Origin of the sequence: Arthrobacter sp., from assembly GCF_031179385.1 — a bacterium.
In the GTDB taxonomy this organism is placed as follows: Bacteria; Actinomycetota; Actinomycetes; order Actinomycetales; family Micrococcaceae; genus Arthrobacter_D.
Map to the genome: position 1 here is coordinate 1 of NZ_JAPSHV010000050.1, position 19,137 is coordinate 19,137.

16 protein-coding genes are annotated in these 19,137 nt (G+C 64.4%); 5 read left to right on the top strand and 11 right to left on the bottom strand.

Annotated elements, in window-relative coordinates:
- The 4 genes from RIF85_RS08815 to RIF85_RS08830 form a co-directional block, all read right to left on the bottom strand.
- Nucleotides 1-941: DUF4011 domain-containing protein (locus tag RIF85_RS08815; RefSeq protein WP_309071537.1), on the bottom strand; the 941-nt coding region annotated here is incomplete at its 3' end.
- Nucleotides 942-1,102: 161 nt separating this feature from the next.
- Nucleotides 1,103-2,689 carry a glutamine-hydrolyzing GMP synthase gene (gene guaA / locus RIF85_RS08820; RefSeq protein WP_309071538.1) on the bottom strand — a complete coding sequence of 529 codons (1,587 nt, stop codon included), beginning with the start codon at nt 2,687-2,689 and terminating at the stop codon, nt 1,103-1,105.
- Between the two features lie 45 nt (nt 2,690-2,734).
- The gene (locus tag RIF85_RS08825) at nt 2,735-3,199 is read right to left on the bottom strand and encodes a DUF3817 domain-containing protein (protein WP_309071539.1); all 465 of its coding nucleotides are present in this window, start codon (nt 3,197-3,199) and stop codon (nt 2,735-2,737) included.
- Nucleotides 3,196-4,029, bottom strand: a complete 834-nt coding sequence (locus tag RIF85_RS08830; protein WP_309071540.1) for an SURF1 family cytochrome oxidase biogenesis protein — start codon at nt 4,027-4,029, stop codon at nt 3,196-3,198. Before RIF85_RS08830 ends, RIF85_RS08825 begins: the two co-directional genes overlap by 4 nt.
- Nucleotides 4,030-4,158: 129 nt before the next feature.
- Between RIF85_RS08830 and RIF85_RS08835 the strand changes: the two genes are divergently transcribed.
- The gene (locus RIF85_RS08835) at nt 4,159-5,877 is read left to right on the top strand and encodes an ABC transporter ATP-binding protein (protein ID WP_309071541.1); all 1,719 of its coding nucleotides are present in this window, start codon (nt 4,159-4,161) and stop codon (nt 5,875-5,877) included.
- A gap of 19 nt (nt 5,878-5,896) precedes the next feature.
- Nucleotides 5,897-7,657: an ABC transporter ATP-binding protein gene (locus RIF85_RS08840; RefSeq protein WP_309071552.1), complete on the top strand. Its 1,761-nt coding sequence runs from the start codon at nt 5,897-5,899 to the stop codon at nt 7,655-7,657.
- Between the two features lie 20 nt (nt 7,658-7,677).
- Here RIF85_RS08840 and RIF85_RS08845 read toward each other — a convergent pair whose 3' ends face one another.
- The 3 genes from RIF85_RS08845 to RIF85_RS08855 form a co-directional block, all read right to left on the bottom strand.
- Nucleotides 7,678-8,163, bottom strand: a complete 486-nt coding sequence (locus RIF85_RS08845; RefSeq protein ID WP_309071542.1) for a PTS sugar transporter subunit IIA — start codon at nt 8,161-8,163, stop codon at nt 7,678-7,680.
- 87 nt (nt 8,164-8,250) lie between these two features.
- Nucleotides 8,251-9,975, bottom strand: coding sequence for a glycerol-3-phosphate dehydrogenase/oxidase (locus RIF85_RS08850; RefSeq protein ID WP_309071543.1), 1,725 nt, complete (start codon nt 9,973-9,975; stop codon nt 8,251-8,253).
- A 50-nt stretch (nt 9,976-10,025) separates the two neighbouring features.
- Nucleotides 10,026-11,165 carry a GuaB3 family IMP dehydrogenase-related protein gene (locus tag RIF85_RS08855; protein WP_309071544.1) on the bottom strand — a complete coding sequence of 380 codons (1,140 nt, stop codon included), beginning with the start codon at nt 11,163-11,165 and terminating at the stop codon, nt 10,026-10,028.
- Nucleotides 11,166-11,235: 70 nt separating this feature from the next.
- On the opposite strand from RIF85_RS08855, the gene RIF85_RS08860 reads away from it, so the two are divergent.
- The 3 genes from RIF85_RS08860 to RIF85_RS08870 all read left to right on the top strand — a co-directional run bounded on the left by RIF85_RS08860 (nt 11,236) and on the right by RIF85_RS08870 (nt 13,450).
- Nucleotides 11,236-12,111 (top strand): hypothetical protein, encoded by an 876-nt coding sequence (locus RIF85_RS08860; protein WP_309071545.1) that lies wholly within the window; start codon nt 11,236-11,238, stop codon nt 12,109-12,111.
- 50 nt (nt 12,112-12,161) lie between these two features.
- Nucleotides 12,162-12,833 (top strand): hypothetical protein, encoded by a 672-nt coding sequence (locus tag RIF85_RS08865; RefSeq protein WP_309071546.1) that lies wholly within the window; start codon nt 12,162-12,164, stop codon nt 12,831-12,833.
- Nucleotides 12,834-12,916: 83 nt separating this feature from the next.
- Nucleotides 12,917-13,450 carry a hypothetical protein gene (locus tag RIF85_RS08870; RefSeq protein ID WP_309071547.1) on the top strand — a complete coding sequence of 178 codons (534 nt, stop codon included), beginning with the start codon at nt 12,917-12,919 and terminating at the stop codon, nt 13,448-13,450.
- 106 nt (nt 13,451-13,556) lie between these two features.
- Here RIF85_RS08870 and guaB read toward each other — a convergent pair whose 3' ends face one another.
- From guaB to RIF85_RS08890, 4 genes are all read right to left on the bottom strand, one after another.
- Nucleotides 13,557-15,074: an IMP dehydrogenase gene (gene guaB, locus RIF85_RS08875; RefSeq protein WP_309071548.1), complete on the bottom strand. Its 1,518-nt coding sequence runs from the start codon at nt 15,072-15,074 to the stop codon at nt 13,557-13,559.
- Nucleotides 15,075-15,371: 297 nt separating this feature from the next.
- Nucleotides 15,372-16,985 carry a chaperonin GroEL gene (groL, locus tag RIF85_RS08880; protein ID WP_309071549.1) on the bottom strand — a complete coding sequence of 538 codons (1,614 nt, stop codon included), beginning with the start codon at nt 16,983-16,985 and terminating at the stop codon, nt 15,372-15,374.
- Nucleotides 16,986-17,074: 89 nt separating this feature from the next.
- Entirely contained in the window at nt 17,075-17,371 is a 297-nt protein-coding gene (gene groES, locus RIF85_RS08885) for a co-chaperone GroES (RefSeq protein ID WP_309071550.1), read from the bottom strand.
- Nucleotides 17,372-17,712: 341 nt separating this feature from the next.
- On the bottom strand, nt 17,713-19,119 hold the full coding sequence (locus RIF85_RS08890; RefSeq protein ID WP_309071551.1) for a DUF222 domain-containing protein: 1,407 nt from the start codon (nt 19,117-19,119) through the stop codon (nt 17,713-17,715).
- Nucleotides 19,120-19,137 lie beyond the last annotated feature (18 nt).

Consider the following 19,137-nt stretch of genomic DNA (forward strand, 5'->3'; position numbering starts at 1 on the left):
ACGCTCTTGCCCTGCTCCGCCAATGCCGCAGCTGTGTTCAGGGCTGTCTGGGTCTGCCCCGTCCCGGGAGGAGCGGAGACGACCACGGAACCCCCTGCGGCGACAGCGTCGAGGACGCGCTGCTGTCCGGGATCTGCGTCAAGGATCAGGAATTCGGTGGATGGGTGCCGCTCATCGAGCGGGGTATCCCGGGACGGCGCCTCAGCACCGGACGGAGTGTCGATACCCTCACGGGCCGCATCCATGAGTGCGGCGAGGAGTGGATGGTCCGGACGGACTGCGGTATCAGCTCCGACGTCGGCGAGGTCCGCAAAGGTCGACACGAGGATGTGGTGCTCGACGGTCATGCCGCGGACGTTGTCGGTCAGTGCGCGGAGCCGATCCAGCACCGGATGGGGATCGAAACGCGCGGTGCTGTAGGCGAGCTGAGCAACGGCGTCGGGATCGAAGTCGATGCCGTGATCCTTGTGCAGCGTACGCACCAGCGCCGGGTTGAGCCGGGCCTTTTCCGTGAGCTGAAGCTCGTAGTCGTCCTGGGAGCTGTGCACCGTCAGCGCAACGGAGGTCAGGAGGACCGGCGCGGTCAGCGAGTCTGTGCGGCCGTCGTCGTCCACTGTGCGCCAGGAGGCAGTACCGGCGGCCAGGTAACCGACGTCGATACCGCGCTCAGTGGCAAGTTCATACACTTTGGCGCGCAGCAGCCGCGCAGCCTTCATGGCGGCGGCGTACTGGTCTGAATCACGAAGGAGCGTTGACAACCGCGTACGCCGGCCGGCCAGGAGCTGCGCCAGACCGGACGGATGGGCATGGGTGAGGTCGATGCTGTTGGAGCGCGACGGCGTGAAGTGCAGCAGCGTGTCCGTCCCTGCGTGGGGACCGAGCCTGCGCAGCCACGGAATGAGGAAGTCCTCAGCGGAGTCCCCGGCATCCAGCTCCGGCACGGTTGTCCTCTTCCCTACGGCCTCACGGCCTGATCTTGACCAGATAGGCATGTCTTACAAGCTATCCGACGCTGCCTCGCAGACCCTGCAAGCAACGCGGACCGGCGGGAATTTACCTGCCGGTCCATGTGCCTCACCGACGCCCGTTGCGGGCGCCGGCCTTACTCCCACTCGATGGTGCCCGGCGGCTTGCTCGTCACGTCGAGGACAACGCGGTTGACGCCGTCGACCTCGTTGGTGATCCGGTTGGAGATCCGGGCAAGCAGCTCATACGGCAGCCGCGACCAGTCCGCGGTCATCGCATCCTCGCTGGACACCGGACGGAGCACAATCGGGTGCCCATAGGTCCGGCCGTCGCCCTGGACACCGACGCTTCGTACGTCGGCGAGGAGAACGACCGGCATCTGCCAGACTTCGTTATCGAGACCCGCGGCAGTGAGCTCGGCACGCGCGATGGCGTCAGCCTTACGGAGCAGCTCAAGGCGCTCCTGGTTGACGGACCCCACGATGCGAATTCCAAGGCCCGGGCCCGGGAACGGCTGGCGTCCCACAATCTCCGCCGGGAGGCCGAGCTGCGCGCCGACGGCACGGACCTCGTCCTTGAAAAGAGTGCGCAGCGGCTCCACGAGCTCGAACTGCAGGTCTTCCGGGAGCCCGCCGACGTTGTGATGGCTCTTGATGTTGGCCGCCCCCTCACCGCCGCCGGATTCGACGACATCCGGATACAGCGTGCCCTGAACGAGGAATCGGATCTTCTCCCCGTGCGCCTCAGCGTCGGCGATGATGGCGCGCTCAGCCTCTTCGAATGCGCGAATGAACTCGCGTCCGATGATTTTGCGCTTGGTTTCCGGATCCTCCACACCCTCAAGGGCGTCGAGGAAGCGTTTCTGCTCGTTCGCGACGTAGAGGTTGACGCCGGTGGCGGCGACGAAGTCGCGCTCCACCTGCTCTGCTTCACCTTCACGGAGCAGCCCGTGGTCAACGAACACACAGGTCAGCTGATCGCCGACCGCGCGCTGAACCAGAGCCGCCGCAACAGCCGAGTCCACGCCACCGGAAAGTCCGCAGATCACCCGGGCATCGCCCACTTGCTGGCGGATTCGCTCGACCTGTTCCTCGACGATGTCGCCGGTGGTCCAGTTGGGATGAAGGCGCGCTCCTTTGAACAGGAAGTTTTCCAGTACCTGCTGACCGTGGGCGGAGTGCTTGACCTCAGGGTGCCACTGCACGCCGTACAGCTGCTTGCCTTCATGTGCGAATGCCGCGACCGGCGCTCCTGCCGTGCTGGCCAGAACCTCGAAGCCCGCGGGCGCTTCATGCACCGAATCACCGTGGCTCATCCAGGCGTTCTGGTGGTCAGGAGTCCCCTCGAGGATGGACCGCGCACCATTGGCGACTGTGACGTCGGTGGAACCGTATTCGCGCAGGCCGGTCTTCGCGACCGTACCGCCGAGCGCAGACGCCATGGCCTGGAAGCCGTAGCAAATACCGAGGACAGGCACACCGGCGTCAAACAGTTCAGGGTCCACGCGGGGAGCATCTTCTGCGTACACGCTGGACGGGCCCCCGGAGAGAATGATGGCCACAGGATTGCGTGCCAGCATCTCCTCAGTGCTGAGAGTGTGCGGGACGATCTCCGAGTAGACATCCGCTTCCCGAACGCGGCGCGCAATCAACTGGGCGTACTGCGCGCCGTAATCGACAACGAGTACGGGCGGATGTTCAGGAGCGGAAGCGGGGGTAGTCACGCGTCAACAATAGTGGTAGTGGGCGTAAGGCTGCACATCATCTTGTCAGTACCTCGTCTTTGCTTCGGGGTGGGCGGCGAGTTCTTCTTCGACACGGCGGTGGACGCGCTTCTCGACGATGAACGACAGCAGCGGGACCACGCCGCCGAGGGCAATGATGACGAACTGGGAGAACGGCCAGCGCATGAACTGCCAGAGCCTGAAATCGGCGATGAGGTACACCACGTACAGCCAGCCGTGGACGATGAGGACCGCCGTCGACAGGTTGAAGCCGCCCGCGCCGTCAACCTGGGCTTCCTCGACGAGTCCAAGGGCTCCGGCTGATCCTCCGGCGATGATCTCTGCCCCAAACCCGTACTTGGCCACCATCTCCACGACGACCAGCAGCAGCATGACGCCGGTGGCGTAGGCGAGTACTTTATAGAAGCTGAGCGCTGAGAGGATTTGCGCGTGGGTTCCTCCGAAACGGCGCTTGCCGGCCGGACTCTTCGCGGGTGCAGATTCGGTCACGTTCTTACCTCGTCGGTGGTGGGTTCGTTCTGGCTGGATTCGTTGGGAAAGGCGTCGTCGATGCCGCTGTGCCGGTCGAGTTCCTCTTCCAGCGTGCGCCGGTGATCGTCAGCGACAAGCCGCCACCACAGGAAGAAGGCGAAGCCTGCGAAGACGAACCACTCCACGGCGTAAAAGATGTTCAGCCAGTTGATCGGCGTCTCCTGCGGCTGCGGTCCGACACGGACGGCCTCTAGAGGCGCCTCCGGCTGGGCGGTGCTGCCGTTCAGGGCGGTTTCGAAAGACACCACGAAGCCGGAATACATGACGGGTACGTCCCACACATTGATGAGTTGCGCGACAGAGAGTGTAGGAACCTGACCGGGAACAGGACGCTGGACCACCGGTGCCTCTGAAGGAAGTAACCGTCCCTCGACAATGCCCGCGCCGACGCTTTCCGGAACCTGGGAGGACGAGTCCGGATCGGGGATCCAGCCATGGACCACCGGAATCACGGCGGCCGGCTCTCCGGAACCGTCTACTTCGAACGCAGAGACCACCCACAAACCGTCGCGGTCTCCCTGCAACCTGGTCTGCACCAGCACCCGGGTGTCCGGCAGGAAAGTGCCTTCCATGCGGACCATCTGGTCTGCAATGCCGGCAGTCATGGGCACGCCGGGCTGGAAAACCTCGGTAAGGGGCCGGACGACCTCGGTGGTGCTCGGGGGCGGCGGAGCGGAGTCCTGCGACCGCGAAAACTGCCACTGGCTCAGCAGTACGAAAAGCGCGGCGATAGCCATGGCGAGGACCAGGGAGAGGATCCATCGCGGCTTGAGCGCGGTTTTCAACACTTCTTAACGGTACTCGCTGCCGTCCAAACGGAACGAATTGCAGCCCGCGAAGCGAGATGGATATCACTTCCCAGAAGTGATTGGGAATTATCTATCACTTCGGAGGATTAGTCGCTACGATGGACTGTCGTGCGCTCATATCCCTACCCAGACCCGGGTCCCCCCAATCTCCGGTCACCCTCCCGCTATCTGGTGTGGCTTGCGTCCAGGCAGAAGGGCACGCTGGCCGGCGCCGTCGTACTGGAAACGCTCCTGATGGTGGCGCAGGCGGTGGTCCCGTTCGCATTGGGCCGCGCCATCGATCAGGGCATCATCGGGCGGAACTGGGACGCGTTGTTCCTGTGGGCGGGCATCCTGGTAGCGCTTACGATCGGCCAGGCCTTCGCCGGCATGCTCGCGCACCGCGCTGCAATCAGCAATTGGATGCAGGCCGCCTTCAAGTCGATCCGTCTCGTGGGGTACAAGATCACCCGCACCGGGGATGCGCTTCCGCAGCGGCTTTCCACCGGGGAGGTGGTGTCGACGGCGGCATCGGATGCGATGCGGCTCGGCGAAATCTTCTATGTAGCCGCCCGGCTCGCAGGAGCGCTAGTGTCCTGGCTTGTGGTTTGTGCGCTGATCGCTTTGAGCTCGGTGACGCTGGCCGTTGTTGTGCTCATCGGAGTTCCGGTGTGCTGCGCGCTGCTGCTCTTCGTGGTGCGTCCGCTGCAGGCACGGCAGCGCGAACAGCGCGAGGCCTCAGGAAAGATGACCGCCGTTGGTGCGGATACGGTTGCCGGTCTCCGCGTACTGCGAGGAATCGGAGGCGAACACATCTTTGTTGGCAGATACCGGACGCGGTCCGCAGAAACCCGCGACGCCGGCATCAGGGTTGCCGGCTCGCTGGCCACCCTCGAAGCCTCGCAGGTATTCATCGCCGGCGCCTTCAGTGTGGTGTTCACCTGGGTAGGTGCCACCCTGGTCCTGGAGGGTGCAATTGAGCCGGGACAGTTGGTCGCATTGTTCGGCTACTCGATATTCCTGATGACGCCCATCAGGAGCGCAGCTGACGGGGTTTCGCACTCCATCCGCGCGCTTGTGGGCGCCCGGAAGATCATCACCGTGCTTTCGGTGGACGCGAACGTCACTGACGACGCCGCAGCCCCCGCTCCCTCCGGGCCCGCTCCCCTTGTAGACACCTCGAGCGATGTTGTGCTCACTCCGGGAAGGCTGACCGCGCTGGTTTCAGCCGACCCCGCGGCTTCAGCTGACCTTGCAGTGCGGCTGGGCCGTTTCGACGACGCCGTGCTGAGGGAAGCACTGGTCCGTTGGGGTGACGCAGCGCTGCACGAGATTCCCCTCGATGAGGTACGTCGCCGGATTGTCGTGAGCGAAGCGAACCCGCAACTGTTCACCGGAACCTTGCGCAGCCAACTCGATCCCCATGGGCGGCACAGCGACGCGGAAATCCTCGCGGCCCTGGAGGCGGCAAGTGCGCTGGACATCCTTGACGGACTGGATGCAGGCCTGGACTCCATGGTCACGGAACGCGGTCGAGGCTTCTCCGGCGGACAGCGACAGCGCCTGGTCCTCGCCAGGGCGCTACTGACCGATGCCGAGACGCTCGTGCTGATCGAACCGACGAGCGCGGTCGATGCACACACCGAATCGCGGATCGCTGAGCGCCTGGGAGGGGCGCGCCGCGCCGGTGGCGCAACCACCGTCGTCGTCACTGCCAGCCCGTTGATGCTCGGAGCCATGGACCACGTTGTCTTCCTTGAGGATGGCCGCCGCCGAGCTGAAGGAACACATCAGGAGCTGATGTCCTCGAACCCCGCCTACCGGAATGTGGTGATCCGCAGTGAGTGACACCCAGGTATTGGAACCAATGGCCGATCAGGGCAGTGAGGCGTCCGACAAACTGCCGGTCGCCGACGCCCGTGAGGTGAAAGCTGAGTCCCTGCGCCTCATCCGTCAGCACCGCGGCGGGCTCGCCAAGGTTGTCCTCCTGTATGTCGGTTCGGCAGCCGCGGGACTGGTTGGGCCGTTCATCCTCGGCGAAGTGGTGGATGCCGTGGTTGCCGGAACCACCTCGGGATTCATCGCATCGATGTCGTTGCTGATGCTGGGTTTCCTGGTGGTTCAGGCGCTCCTGCGCATGCTCGCAGTCCGTGCCGGCATGATTTTCGGGGAGAGGGTCTTCGCAGAACTGCGGGAGGACTTCATGGCGCAGGTCACCTCGCTGCCGCTGTCCACCGTGGAGAAGGCCGGCACCGGTGACCTTGTCTCGCGAACCACCAACGACGTCGACTCGGTCTCGCACACCGTCCGTTTCGGCGTTCCGCAGGTCGTGGTTTCGGTGGTGACCATCTTCATCACGCTGGCCGCCGCGATCCTGACCTCTCCCCTGCTGTCGCTCGCACTCTTGGTCGGCGTTCCACTGCTCTACCCGGCGACGAGGTGGTACCTCAAGCGCAGTTCCGCCGGCTACAAGGCCGAGCGGGAGAGCTATGCCGTAGTCAACGGGTCGATCACGGAAACGATCGAGGGCGCCCGGACGGTCGATGCGCTCGGTCTCGGAGCCCTGCGCCGGGACAGGATGGACGAGGCGCTTTCGGGCAGTTTCGCAGCGGAGCGATACACCCTGTGGCTGCGGTCGGTGCTCTTCCCTGCTGCGGACACGGCCTTCTGGCTTCCGGTGGCAGGTGTCCTTCTGTGGGGCAGCTGGCTGGCTGCGAATGATGTGGTGAGTCCGGGTGCCGTGGCAACCGTGGCGCTGTTTGCGGTTCGCCTCATCGACCCGGTGGATCTGTTGATCATGTGGACGGATGAAATCCAGGTGGGTGCAGCGTCATTGGCGCGGATCATCGGCATCAAGAACGTGCCAGCAGACCGGACGGCCACCGGCGAGCAACCGGAATCAGAGGACATCACGGTCTCAGGCGCACGCTACGCCTACCGGCCCGGACACGACGTTCTGCACGGCGTTGACCTCACACTGCGGCGCGGCGAACGGCTGGCAATGGTGGGTCCGTCAGGAGCCGGTAAATCGACGCTGGGGCGGCTGATCGCCGGTGTCCATCCGCCCACGGCAGGGTCCGTGACAGTGGGTGGAGTGCCGTTGGTGGATCGACCCCTGGATGCACTGCGCCGCGAGGTTGCGCTGGTCACCCAGGAGCACCACGTGTTCGTCGGCTCGCTGGCCGACAACATCCGGCTCGGGAAGGCCGACGCCTCAACGCCCGAGATTGAAAAGGCCCTCGACGACGTCGGCGCCCTGACCTGGGCGCGCGCCTTGCCTGAAGGGCTGGAGACGGAGGTGGGATCCGGTGCCTACGAGCTAACGCCGGCGCAGGCGCAGGAAGTTGCACTGGCACGGTTGGTCCTGGCGGACCCGCACACACTGGTACTTGATGAGGCAACGTCCTTGATTGACCCGCAGGCTGCCCGCGACCTCGAGCGATCGCTCAGCGCGGTGCTGGAAGGACGTACCGTCGTCGCCATTGCCCACCGTCTCCACACCGCTCACGACGCCGACCGGGTGGCTGTGGTGGAAAACGGCAACATTACGGAACTCGGTTCCCATGACGAGCTGTTGGCGCTCGGGGGATCGTATGCCGCTTTGTGGCGTTCCTGGCGAACTGAATAGGCGCCATAGTTCCGGATTGATCAGTGGTCGAAGAACACCAGGGAGGAGTTGATGAGCTCACTGATCACTTCGGCGTCGTGCGCCCTGCGGAGCGATTCGCGGAAGTTCTCCTTGAACAGGGACCGCGCCAGCGTGGCGAGCACCTCCAGATGCTCCGAGAAGGACCCTGCCGGTGTGGCGATCAGGAGGATCAGGGTTGCCGGTCCGTCGATCGCTCCGAAATCAAGGCTGTGTCCGTAGCGGGTGACACCCACTGCGATCGAGGTCTGGTTCACGTAATCGCTTCTGGCGTGCGGCATGCCGATGCCGCCGGGCAGTCCCGTGGCCATCTGGTGCTCGCGCGAGTTGACCTGCGCGAGGAAGGCCTCAAGGTCTGAAATCCGCCCGCACGCATGCAAGCGGGCAGCCAACTGGGCAGCGGCGTCGGCCTTATCCTCCGCCACCATGTCGAGGATCACCATCTCCGGTGTGGTCAATTCGGCGTCATGCAGGTCGAGGGGTGTCACAACCGGCCTCTCACGGGAAATTCGGGAACTTTACGTCAGGACGGATGCGCCCGACGCCAGTGCCTGACCGGCGCGCCGATCCGGGTACTAGCTTAGCGGCACGATGTCTTCGACTCCCATGCGTGCGCTGTCGGCTGAGACGTCGTCGGGCTGCTGCTGGCTCAGCCTCTCGGCTTCGACCCGTGCGAGGTAGTGCTTAACCTCGCGGTCGATTTGCGCTTCACTCCAGTTCAGGTGGGGCGCCATGAGGTCGGCGACAACGGGGGCCGCTGATACGCCGCGGTCCCAGGATTCGATCGAGATGCGGGTTCGGCGGGTCAGGACATCGTCGACGTGGCGGGCGTCCTCATAGGTGGTCGCGAAGACCACCTCGGCGCCGAGATAGTCATCGGCTCCAGGCAGCGGCTCGGCGAGTGTCGGGTTCTCCCTGATGAGTGAGAGCACATGGTGAGCGTCAGTTCCGTACCGCTGCAGTAGATGCTCGACGCGCGCTACGTGGACACCGGCTTCTTCGGCCATCCGTGCCCGCTTGTTCCAGGCTGCCTTGTACCCCTCAGCCCCCAGCAGGGGAACTGTCTCGGTGCAACTGTCAGGGACCCGCTCGTCGAGGGCGCGCGATGCTTCATCCACTGCGTCCTTCGCCATGACCCGGTACGTGGTCCACTTGCCGCCGGCTACCACCACCAGGCCCGGCACCGGGTGCGCGACCACGTGTTCGCGGGAAAGCTTGGCAGTGGAGTCGTTCTCCCCTGCGAGGAGCGGACGCAGGCCCGCATAGACACCTTCGACGTCTTCCCGCGTCAGCGGCCGCTTCAGCACCCGGTTGACATGTTCGAGGATGTAGTCGATGTCCGACGACGATGCTGCCGGATGCGCCTTGTCCAGGTCCCAGTCGGTGTCAGTGGTGCCGATGATCCAGTGCCGTCCCCAGGGGATGACGAACAGGACCGATTTCTCGGTGCGGAGGATGAGTCCGACGGTCGACTGAAAGCGATCCCGCGGCACCACGAGGTGGATGCCCTTGGACGCCCGGACCTTCAGTTGACCGCGGTCGGTGACCATGGCCTGTGTCTCGTCGGTCCAGACGCCCGTCGCATTGACTATCTGCTTCGCGCGGATGTCGAATTCCTCGCCGGTCTCCTGGTCCTTGACGCGTGCTCCGACCACGCGCTCGCCTTCCCGAAGGAAGTTTTCGACCGAGACCCGGTTCGCGGCCTTCGCTCCGTACGACGCGGCGGTGCGCATCATGTTGACCACGTAGCGTGCGTCGTCGACCTGGGCATCGTAGTAGCGGATGGAGCCGACCATGGCGTCATCCTTGAGGCTTGGCGCGGCCCGAAGCGTTCCCCTGCGGGTGAGGTGCTTGTGCATGGGGACACCGCGCGAGTTGCCGGACGTCATGCCCATGGTGTCGTAGAGGATGATGCCCGCCCCGACGTACGGACGCTCGATGAAACGCTTGGTCAACGGGTACAGGAAAGGCACGGGGCGGACCAGGTGCGGTGCGATTCGCTGGATCAGCAGCCCGCGTTCCTTCAGCGCCTCCTGCACCAGGGCGAAATCGAGCATTTCGAGGTAGCGTAACCCGCCATGGATCAGCTTTGAAGACCGAGAGGATGTGCCTGCTGCCCAGTCCCGGGCCTCGACAATCCCTACATCGAGGCCCCGCGTCACTGCATCGAGGGCGGAGCCGACGCCGACGACGCCGCCTCCCACGATCAGGATGTCCAGTTCCTTGCCGGGTTGGGTCGTGGACTTCAGTGCGGCGAGAGATTCTTCGCGCTGCTGCGGGCTGAGTGCACCTCTGGTCATGGCCGTTATCCACCTTCGTTGTTGCGGATTGGTTCCCCAACTTTAGGCAATTAGCCGTTCGAAAGGTAGGGCGACAGCACGACCTCCACCCGCTGGAACTCCTTGAGGTCTGAATACCCGGTGGTGGCCATTGCGCGGCGCAGCGCACCGATCATGTTCGACGAGCCGTCAGTGTGATGCGAGGGTCCCCATAGCACTTCCTTGAGCGGCCCGACGGTGCCGACGTTGACCCGATCGCCCCGGGGAAGTTCGCTGTGATGCGCTTCCTGCCCCCAGTGCCAACCCTTTCCGGGGGCTTCCTCGGCCCGCGCCAATGCAGAGCCGAGCATGACGGCGTCCGCGCCAACTGCGATGGCCTTGATGATGTCGCCGCTTGCTCCCATTCCACCGTCTGCGATGACGTGGACGTACCGGCCGCCTGATTCGTCAAGGTAGTCGCGGCGGGCGGCTGCGACGTCGGAGATGGCCGAGGCAAGGGGCGAGTGGATGCCCAGGGCGCGCCGCGTCGTCGTCGTCGCTCCTCCGCCGAAGCCGACCAGCACGCCTGCTGCACCGGTGCGCATGAGGTGCAGCGCCGGTGTGTAACCGGCGGCCCCGCCGACGATCACCGGGACATCGAGTTCGTAGATGAACTGCTTGAGGTTGAGCGGTTCATCATTCTTGGAGACGTGTTCGGCGGACACTGTGGTGCCGCGGATGACGAAGATGTCGACACCGGCAGCCAGGACCGTCTTGTAGAACTCCTGCGTACGCTGCGGGGTCAGGGACCCTGCGACCGTGACGCCGGCTTCGCGGATCTCGGCCAGGCGACTGGTGATCAGTTCGGCCTGGATGGGCGCCTCATACAATTCCTGCATGCGGCGGGTTGCAGCGGGGCTGAAGCTTTCCGTGGAGAGCGAGGCGATCTCTTCCAGCACGGGCTCCGGATCCTCATAGCGGGTCCAGAGGCCCTCGAGGTTGAGTACGCCAAGGCCGCCGAGCTCGCCCATGGTGATGGCGGTGGACGGCGACATCACGGAGTCCATCGGCGCCGCGATGACCGGCATCTCGAACTGATAGGCGTCGATCTGCCACTGCACCGAGACGTCCAGCGGGTCACGGGTCCGGCGGGACGGGACCACTGCAATGTCATCGAGGGAATACGCCCTGCGTCCGCGCTTGCTTCGGCCGATCTCAATCTCGTAAGTCACCGGTCTAGGTTATCCCAGCGGGGAGACCTGCCCATCGCCGCGGATTGGCATTGGTGCTTACAGTCAGAACATGACAAGTGAGACGCTCGGCGCGAACCCGGAACAGTTGCGCAGCCTCGCCCAGTCCATGGGGAATTTCGGCCACACGATCACCTCCGCCGATCAAACCATCACGGCGGCGCTGAACGGTGTCCCGTGGCAGGGCGGCGACGCGGATCGCTTCCGTTCGCAGTGGCATTCCAGCTTCCGGGTGCAACTGCATCAGGCTGCGGCGATGCTCGAAACGCAGTCCCGTGCACTGATGGGCCAGGCGGACGATCAGGAAGCGGCGAGTGACGAGGGCGGCGGTGCCGGCGGCTTTGACGGGACACGCGCGAGCGCGGACGGCGGCAGTACCGAAGGCTCCGGGAATGAGAATCTTCTCGACCTGTTCGGGAACGCGGTGGGCGATCTGGGCGCATGGCCGCCGTTCCAGATCGCGAACTGGGTCACCTCTGCCGGCGGCTTCTCCTCGGAGCGCCTCCTGAACGCGATGTACCGTGCCGGTCTGCTGACGGACGACTTTGGCACCGCGGCCGGCGTGGGATACCTGCGCGGAACCCAGACTCTCAACGCCTTGAACCTCGCGGGCAAGTTCGCCGGCGGACTGAGTATCCTGACCGGTCTGGGACAGGCCTATCAGGGCATCCAGTCGGGAGACGGCCATGTAGTCGCGGATGGCGCCATCACCACCATCCTCGCTGCGGGCAGCCTCACACCCACCCCCGCTGCTCCCTTCTTCGCAGCGGCCTCGCTTGTTTGGGCCGGTGCGCAGTTTCTGTCCGGGGACGTTCCGGTCACGGAACGAATTACCGACTTTGCATCCGATGCGGGCGACGTCATCTCCGATGGCGCAGACGCCCTCGCAGAGGGAGCCGAAGATGCATGGAACTGGGCCTTCGGATAGTAGCGTCGTGAAGAGAACCCTGCCAAAACCCATCGATCCCGGAGAGAGCATTGACCACCACGGACTCACTGCAGCTGACGGAACACGAAATCCTCGCCCTCCTGGCCTTCAATGAAGGCGAGTCGATCACGCTGAGTCGCGACATCTTCCGACTCACTCCCCTGGCGGACAACGAGCAGCTGACCAAAGCCGGCATGACGACGCTCCTGGTGCGGGGTTTGGCCCAGATGAACGGTGATGACCTCGTCGTTTCGGGACCAGCGGAATTCATTGCGGCCGTCATGGCTACCGCCGGCGAGTGGCTCGAGATCGCCCTGCTGACCCCCAACGGCAATCACGTGATGTTCGTCGTCGCCTCCGCGGGAGGTGTCTTCGTGGCGAACGTGAACGGAAACGGCACGCACGGATTCACCCCGCTGAAGAACGATCATCCTGTCCTGAAGTTCGGGGTCGACGCAGCAGCGCACTACCTGCGCAACTCAGGCCCTGGTTCGGAGGCGAACGGTCGCCCTCAACCCCGTCCGGTGGCCGCACAGATCAAGCACCATGGCCTGGGCGTCGAACCCAGGACAGCGAACCTGCTGGTCGATGAATCGGGCGCATGGCATCTGGCTACAGGTGAAGGTGACGAAGCCACCCAGCGCGAAGTCAGCGAATCCGATGCGCTGAAACTGTTCGAGGAAGCACTGGATCTGGATCGCCCTACGGAAGGCTCGGCGTGAACCAGTATTCGCGTCCCCTTGAGTATTGGATGTCACCCCAACTCAGTTCCTCCGGGCAGGGCACCACAAGCATCCTGAGGCGCATGGCGCTCAATGATGCACAGAGCCGGGCAACCTGCCTCATGATGTACTTCTGGTGCGCATGGCTGGCTCTGATTGCAGTGATATCTGCCTTCGCCGCACCGGACGCTGTTCCCTACGCCGTTGCGGGTGCCCTGATCACCGGCGCCATTGCAGCGGTACTTCAGGCCCGTCGGCGGAGCAGGAAGGTCCCTTCGTCCAGCCACCCGGCGTCGTCGAGGGCTCCGCGTAGGGTGAGTGGTGCCTGGACGGGAGTTGCTCTGGTGGCCCTCGGCTCGTGCGGGATCATGGTGGCGCTCGGACTCTCCGGGGAAGCGAGCCTCAGTCCGGGTTCCGTTGCCGGCGCCGTTATCGGCGTATTCTTCGTCATCGCATTCTTTGCCGGGACCCTCCTCATTCCCGCATGGCACATCGAGAATGCAACGCGTCTCTTCCGCACCCGGATCGAAAGTGAACCCGAGCTGAGGCAGTCGTTGGAGGAATTGGCCCTGACGCACGAAGGCCAGGGCGGCAGCCTGCAGTTCGGACCGCTATAGGAGCACGTCAAGCGCTCCAGGGAAGACAAAAGCGCCGGTGCCGTGCAGGTTCGTGGAACTAATCCCACGATGCTGCACGGCACCGGCGCTTTTGCGTGCTCGGGGGCTACTTGGAGCCGTAGTTAGGTGCTTCCACCGTCATCTGGATGTCGTGCGGGTGTGACTCCTTCAGACCAGCCGAAGTGATCCGCACGAACTTGCCCTTGGCCTTCAGCTCAGGAATGGTGCGTGCGCCCGTGTAGAACATGGTCTGACGGAGGCCGCCAACCAACTGGTGCGCAACCGACGACAGCGGCCCGCGGTAGGCCACGCGGCCTTCGACGCCTTCGGGAATGAGCTTGTCATCGCCGATCACATCGCCCTGCGAGTAGCGGTCCTTGGAGTACGAGGTGTTCTTGCCGCGGGTCTGCATTGCACCCAGGGAGCCCATGCCGCGGTAGGTCTTGTACTGCTTGCCGTTGACGAAGATCAGCTCACCCGGTGCCTCGGCCGAACCCGCGAGGAGGGAGCCGAGCATCACGGTGTCAGCACCGGCGACCAGTGCCTTCCCGATGTCGCCCGAGTATTGGAGACCGCCGTCGGCGATCAGGGGTACACCGGCAGGAATGGCGGCCTTCGCCGACTCGTAAATGGCCGTGACCTGAGGAACGCCGACACCCGCCACAACACGGGTGGTGCAGATGGATCCGGGACCCACGCCCACCTTGATGCCGTCGGCACCGGCGTCGATCAGTGCCTGGGCGCCTTCGCGGGTGGCAGCCTGGCCGCCGATGATGTCGACATGCGCGGCGGACTTCTCTGCCTTCAGCCGGGCGATCATCTCCAGCACGCCGGCGCTGTGGCCGTTGGCGGTGTCCACGAAGAGCGCATCCACACCGGCGTCGACCAGTGCCATGGCGCGCTCCCAACCGTCACCGAAGAAGCCGATGGCTGCTCCGACGCGGAGGCGGCCTTCGTCGTCCTTGGTTGACAGCGGATACTGCTCCGCCTTGGTGAAGTCCTTGACGGTGATGAGGCCCCGGAGGACGCCGTCGTCGTCGACCAGCGGCAGTTTCTCGATCTTGTTCTTGCCAAGGAGGCCGATAGCGTCCTCGCCACTGATGCCGACGTGGCCGGTAACCAGCGGCATCGGGGTCATCACTTCACGGACCAGACGGTGGGGGAATTCCGATTCGGACACGAAGCGGGTGTCGCGGTTGGTGACGATGCCGAGAAGCTTGCCCTGGCCGTCGACCACTGGGAGTCCGGACACGCGGTAGTGACCGCACAGGTCATCGAGCTCGCGGAGGGTTGCGTCGGGGCCGATGGTGACCGGGTTGGTGATCATGCCCGACTCGCTGCGCTTCACGCGGTCAACCTGCTCGGCCTGGTCGGCGATCGAAAGGTTGCGGTGGATGACACCGAGGCCACCCTGACGCGCCATTGCCACGGCCATGCGGGCTTCGGTCACCGTGTCCATGGCGGAGGACAGCAGCGGGGTCTGAACGATGATGCGCTTGGACACCCGAGAGCTGGTGTCGGCTTCCGACGGGATGACGTCGGTGTGGCCGGGCAGCAGAAGGACGTCGTCGTAGGTCAGGCCGACGAAGCCAAAGGGATCATGGGGAGTCGACTGTTCGCTCAACGCGGCGCCTCTTTCAGGGGGATGTGGAGGACGGGACCACCGGCTTCGATCCGCCGGTTGTGCGGGTTCTATCGTAACGAACGGACGGCGCTCCCTATTCCGGGCGATTCGACCACCGCGCTTTCATCAAGCCTGTGCCCGCCGGGCACAGCACGCAAAGTTGGTGATCCCGGGTGTCACCGGCTTTTCGGCGCCCTATCGAGTGATCAAATTCACTGACGCTGGCGTCGGTGATGAAGACAACGACGCCCCGGTCCGAGGGACCGGGGCGTCGCAGGGGCACAGTTGCAGTTGCAGCTAGTGGCTGTGGCCGTGACCGTGCTCTTCGTCGTCGGCCGGCTTCTCGACCACCAGTGTTTCGGTGGTGAGGACCAGCGCGGCGATTGACGCTGCGTTGCGCAGTGCGGAGCGGGTGACCTTGACCGGGTCAATGATGCCGGCGTCGACCAGGTTCTCGTACTCTCCGGAGACGGCATTGAAGCCGTGGCCGACCTCGAGCTGGCTGACCTTGTCGATGACAACGTAACCTTCGAAGCCCGCGTTCTCGGCGATCCAGCGCAGCGGCTGGACGAGAGCGCGGCGGACGAGACCGACGGCGGTTGCCGCATCGCCCTCAAGCTTGAGAACGTTCGGGTCCTCGTCGAGGACCTTCGACGCGTGGATCAGGGCAGAACCGCCGCCTGCCACGATGCCCTCTTCAAGGGCGGCGCGGGTTGAGGACACTGCGTCCTCGATGCGGTGCTTCTTTTCCTTGAGCTCAACCTCGGTGGCTGCTCCGACCTTGATGACGCCGACGCCGCCGGCCAGCTTCGCGAGACGCTCCTGGAGCTTCTCACGGTCCCAGTCAGAATCGGTGCGCTCAACCTCGGCGCGGATCTGCGAAACACGATCGGCAACATCCTGCTCGCTGCCGGCACCGTCAACGATGGTGGTGTTGTCCTTGGTAACGGTGATACGGCGTGCCGATCCCATCACCTCGAGGCCGACCTGGTCCAGCTTCAGCCCGAGATCCGGGGAAACAACCTGCGCACCGGTGAGAGTGGCGATGTCCTGGAGCATGGCCTTGCGGCGGTCACCGAAACCGGGAGCCTTGACCGCAACCACGTTCAGAGTTCCGCGGATCTTGTTGACCACGAGGGTGGACAGTGCTTCGCCTTCGATGTCTTCGGCGATGATGAACAGCGGCTTACCGGCCTGCAGCGCCTTCTCCAGCAACGGCAGGAATTCCTGCAGAGCGGAGATTTTGCCGGAGTTGATCAGGATCAGTGCGTCTTCGAGGACGGCTTCCTGACGCTCGGCGTCGGTGACGAAGTAGGGGCTCAGGAAGCCCTTGTCGAACTGCATACCTTCGGTGAGGACCAGCTCGGTCTGCGTGGTCGAGGATTCCTCGATCGTGATGACGCCGTCCTTGCCGACCTTCTCGAACGCTTCGGCGAGCAGGTCGCCGACTTCCTGGCTCTGGGCCGAGATGGCGGCAACGTTTGCGGTCTGCTTCCCGACGACCTCGCGGGCGTTCTCCAGCAGGCGCTCCGCAACGGCTTCGATGGAAACTTCAATGCCGCGCTTCAATGCACCCGGTGCTGCACCGGCTGCAACGTTGCGCAGGCCTTCCTTGACCAGTGCCTGTGCGAGGACAGTGGCCGTCGTCGTACCGTCACCGGCGACGTCGTTGGTCTTGGTGGCAACTTCCTTGGCGAGCTGAGCGCCGAGGTTTTCGTACGGGTCGTCCAGCTCAACCTCACGGGCGATGGTCACGCCGTCGTTCGTGATGGTGGGGGCGCCCCACTTCTTGTCGAGGACGACGTTGCGTCCGCGGGGGCCGAGCGTCACCTTGACGGTGTCGGCCAGCTTGTCGACGCCGGCTTCCAGCGAGCGGCGAGCGGCGTCGTTAAACTCCAACTGCTTTGCCATTGTTTGTTACGTTCCTTTCAGGCGTGTGCAGGGATGTGTACTTACAGGAAAGAACCCCGGCCTGATTCGACCGGGGTTCTTCTGCACAACTACTTGACGACGATCGCCAGAACGTCGCGAGCGGAGAGAACCAGGAACTCCTGGCCGCCGTGCTTGACCTCGGTTCCGCCGTACTTGGAGTAGATGACGACGTCGCCTTCAGCAACGTCGACCGGAACGCGGTTGCCGTTGTCGTCAACGCGGCCGGGGCCTACTGCGACGACCTCGCCCTCCTGGGGCTTTTCCTTGGCGGTGTCCGGGATGACCAGACCGGAAGCGGTGGTCTGCTCGCCTTCCAGCGGGCGGACAACAATACGATCTTCAAGAGGCTTGATAGAGACCGACACTCGGACCTCTCCTTCACTTGGTTTGAATGAATCGGGGTATCGAGCAGGCGCTGACCGTCGTCGCGGTGCCGGTTGGCGCATCCTCGAAGGATTAGCACCCTCATAGCGAGAGTGCCAAGTCTGACTTTATGCAAACGGTTAGCACTCGGTCAAGGCGAGTGCCAGAGGGGTGTAAATCCGGGCACGACGACGCGACGCCCCGCGCACTCGACAGGCCGCGCCATTCGCACTGAAGCCGTTCGTTCTGAAGTTGGGAAACCGGCCCCTGTACAAGCACCCCAGGCGCCTAAGCACCCGAGGCCGTCCGGAAACAGGTCGGCACCGCCGGCACCGCTCTCGGCTCAGAAGGGTGGCGGTTGGGTGGTGTAGGTTTTGCCGGCTGGCGAGGAGGTGATGATGGTTCCGGGTTCGGGTTGCCTGTAATGCCAGTGTTCGTTGGTTTTGAGCGTGTGGTGTTTGCTGCACAGACAGGCAAGGTTGGTGTGGGTGGTTGACCCTCCCTGGTGCCAGGGGATGGTGTGGTCGATCTCGGTGGCGGTTGCTGCCCGGTTGCAGCCGGGGTGTCGGCAGGTTTTGTCGCGGACACGGACCCAGTCCTGAAGGTGTTTGGGTGGCCGGTACGCGGTCCGGCCGATGGATAGCGCCGCTCCTGTTTCCGGGTGGGTCAGGATGCGGGTGAAGGACGGCGCGTGGGCGGCGAGACGGGCTGCGGTGTCAGTGTCGATCGGACCGTAGCCTTCCAGGACCGCGTACAGGCGCTGGTCAGCGGAGGCCGATTCGCCACCACTCCCAGTATGGTCAGCCCCGTAGGCGGTCTCGGAGCCGGGCCCTTCGCTACCGGCACCGGGTAATTGGTTCAGGACGGCCAGGGCCGGGACAGTGATGTGGACCGTGGCACCCACGCCACGGAAGCCCGCCCCGGTGCTGGGGTCGCTGGCGCAGGTATGCGTGAGCAGGTCGGTAAACACATCGGCACGCAGTTGTGTGAGGGTGCGGTCCTCGTCCGGGTCCTGGAGGAAGCGGGCTCCGGCGTCGATCCGGTTGTAGATCCCGCAGGCCTGCTCGGCGGGCAGGTAAGCGCTCAACCAGGCCATCCCATCAGCGGCAGGTTCCAGCACCACACGCCGCTCGGCTTCCGCACGTGATTTACGTTCCGGGGCCGCTTCCCGGTGCAAGATCTGCCGCAGTCCGCGCGCCTGCCGGGTCAGCTTCGCCACCGTGGAGTGCTCGGCCGTATCGATCAGCTCCTCCTCGAACCGGGCAACGGCATCGGACGGGACGCCGACGCATTCCTCCACGATCGTCGCGGCGTGGCGCCATGAGAGCTTCCCGGACTCCAACCCGATGAACGTGCGCTGATACGCGTGGACTAGACGCTCGCTGGACTCGACCAGGGCCCTCGCGGTTCGGGTGGGAAGGCGCAGCGCCGCACCCACCTCCTCAGCGGCGTGAAACGAAGCCTCTTCCTCGGCGGCACCACTCACCTCGTACTGCAGCAAGGCCTTCACCCGGTAATGCTCCCGGATCCGGTTCACCAGCTTCACCTTCTGCGCTTCAGCCCAGGACTGTAACTCATTGACCAGAACCAACGCATCCACCGCCCCCGACAGGTCGAAGGAATCCACCGGCGGGAGATGCACGTGTCCACGCGGACCGGCAGGAGCCGGCACCGAGGAACCCTCCCACACCGATGTCAGCCCAATCCGCGCACCATCAGCATCCGGAGGGAACTGCTCCTTCATAGTCATGAAACAAGTTGATCACCC

Coding starts and splice junctions, on each gene's coding strand:
- RIF85_RS08840 (WP_309071552.1), top strand. CDS start 5,897: ATGGCCGATCAGGGCAGTGAGGCGTCCGACAAACTGCCGGTCGCCGAC.
- RIF85_RS08850 (WP_309071543.1), bottom strand. CDS start 9,975: ATGACCAGAGGTGCACTCAGCCCGCAGCAGCGCGAAGAATCTCTCGCC.
- RIF85_RS08860 (WP_309071545.1), top strand. CDS start 11,236: ATGACAAGTGAGACGCTCGGCGCGAACCCGGAACAGTTGCGCAGCCTC.
- RIF85_RS08870 (WP_309071547.1), top strand. CDS start 12,917: ATGGCGCTCAATGATGCACAGAGCCGGGCAACCTGCCTCATGATGTAC.
- groL (WP_309071549.1), bottom strand. CDS start 16,985: ATGGCAAAGCAGTTGGAGTTTAACGACGCCGCTCGCCGCTCGCTGGAA.
- RIF85_RS08890 (WP_309071551.1), bottom strand. CDS start 19,119: ATGACTATGAAGGAGCAGTTCCCTCCGGATGCTGATGGTGCGCGGATT.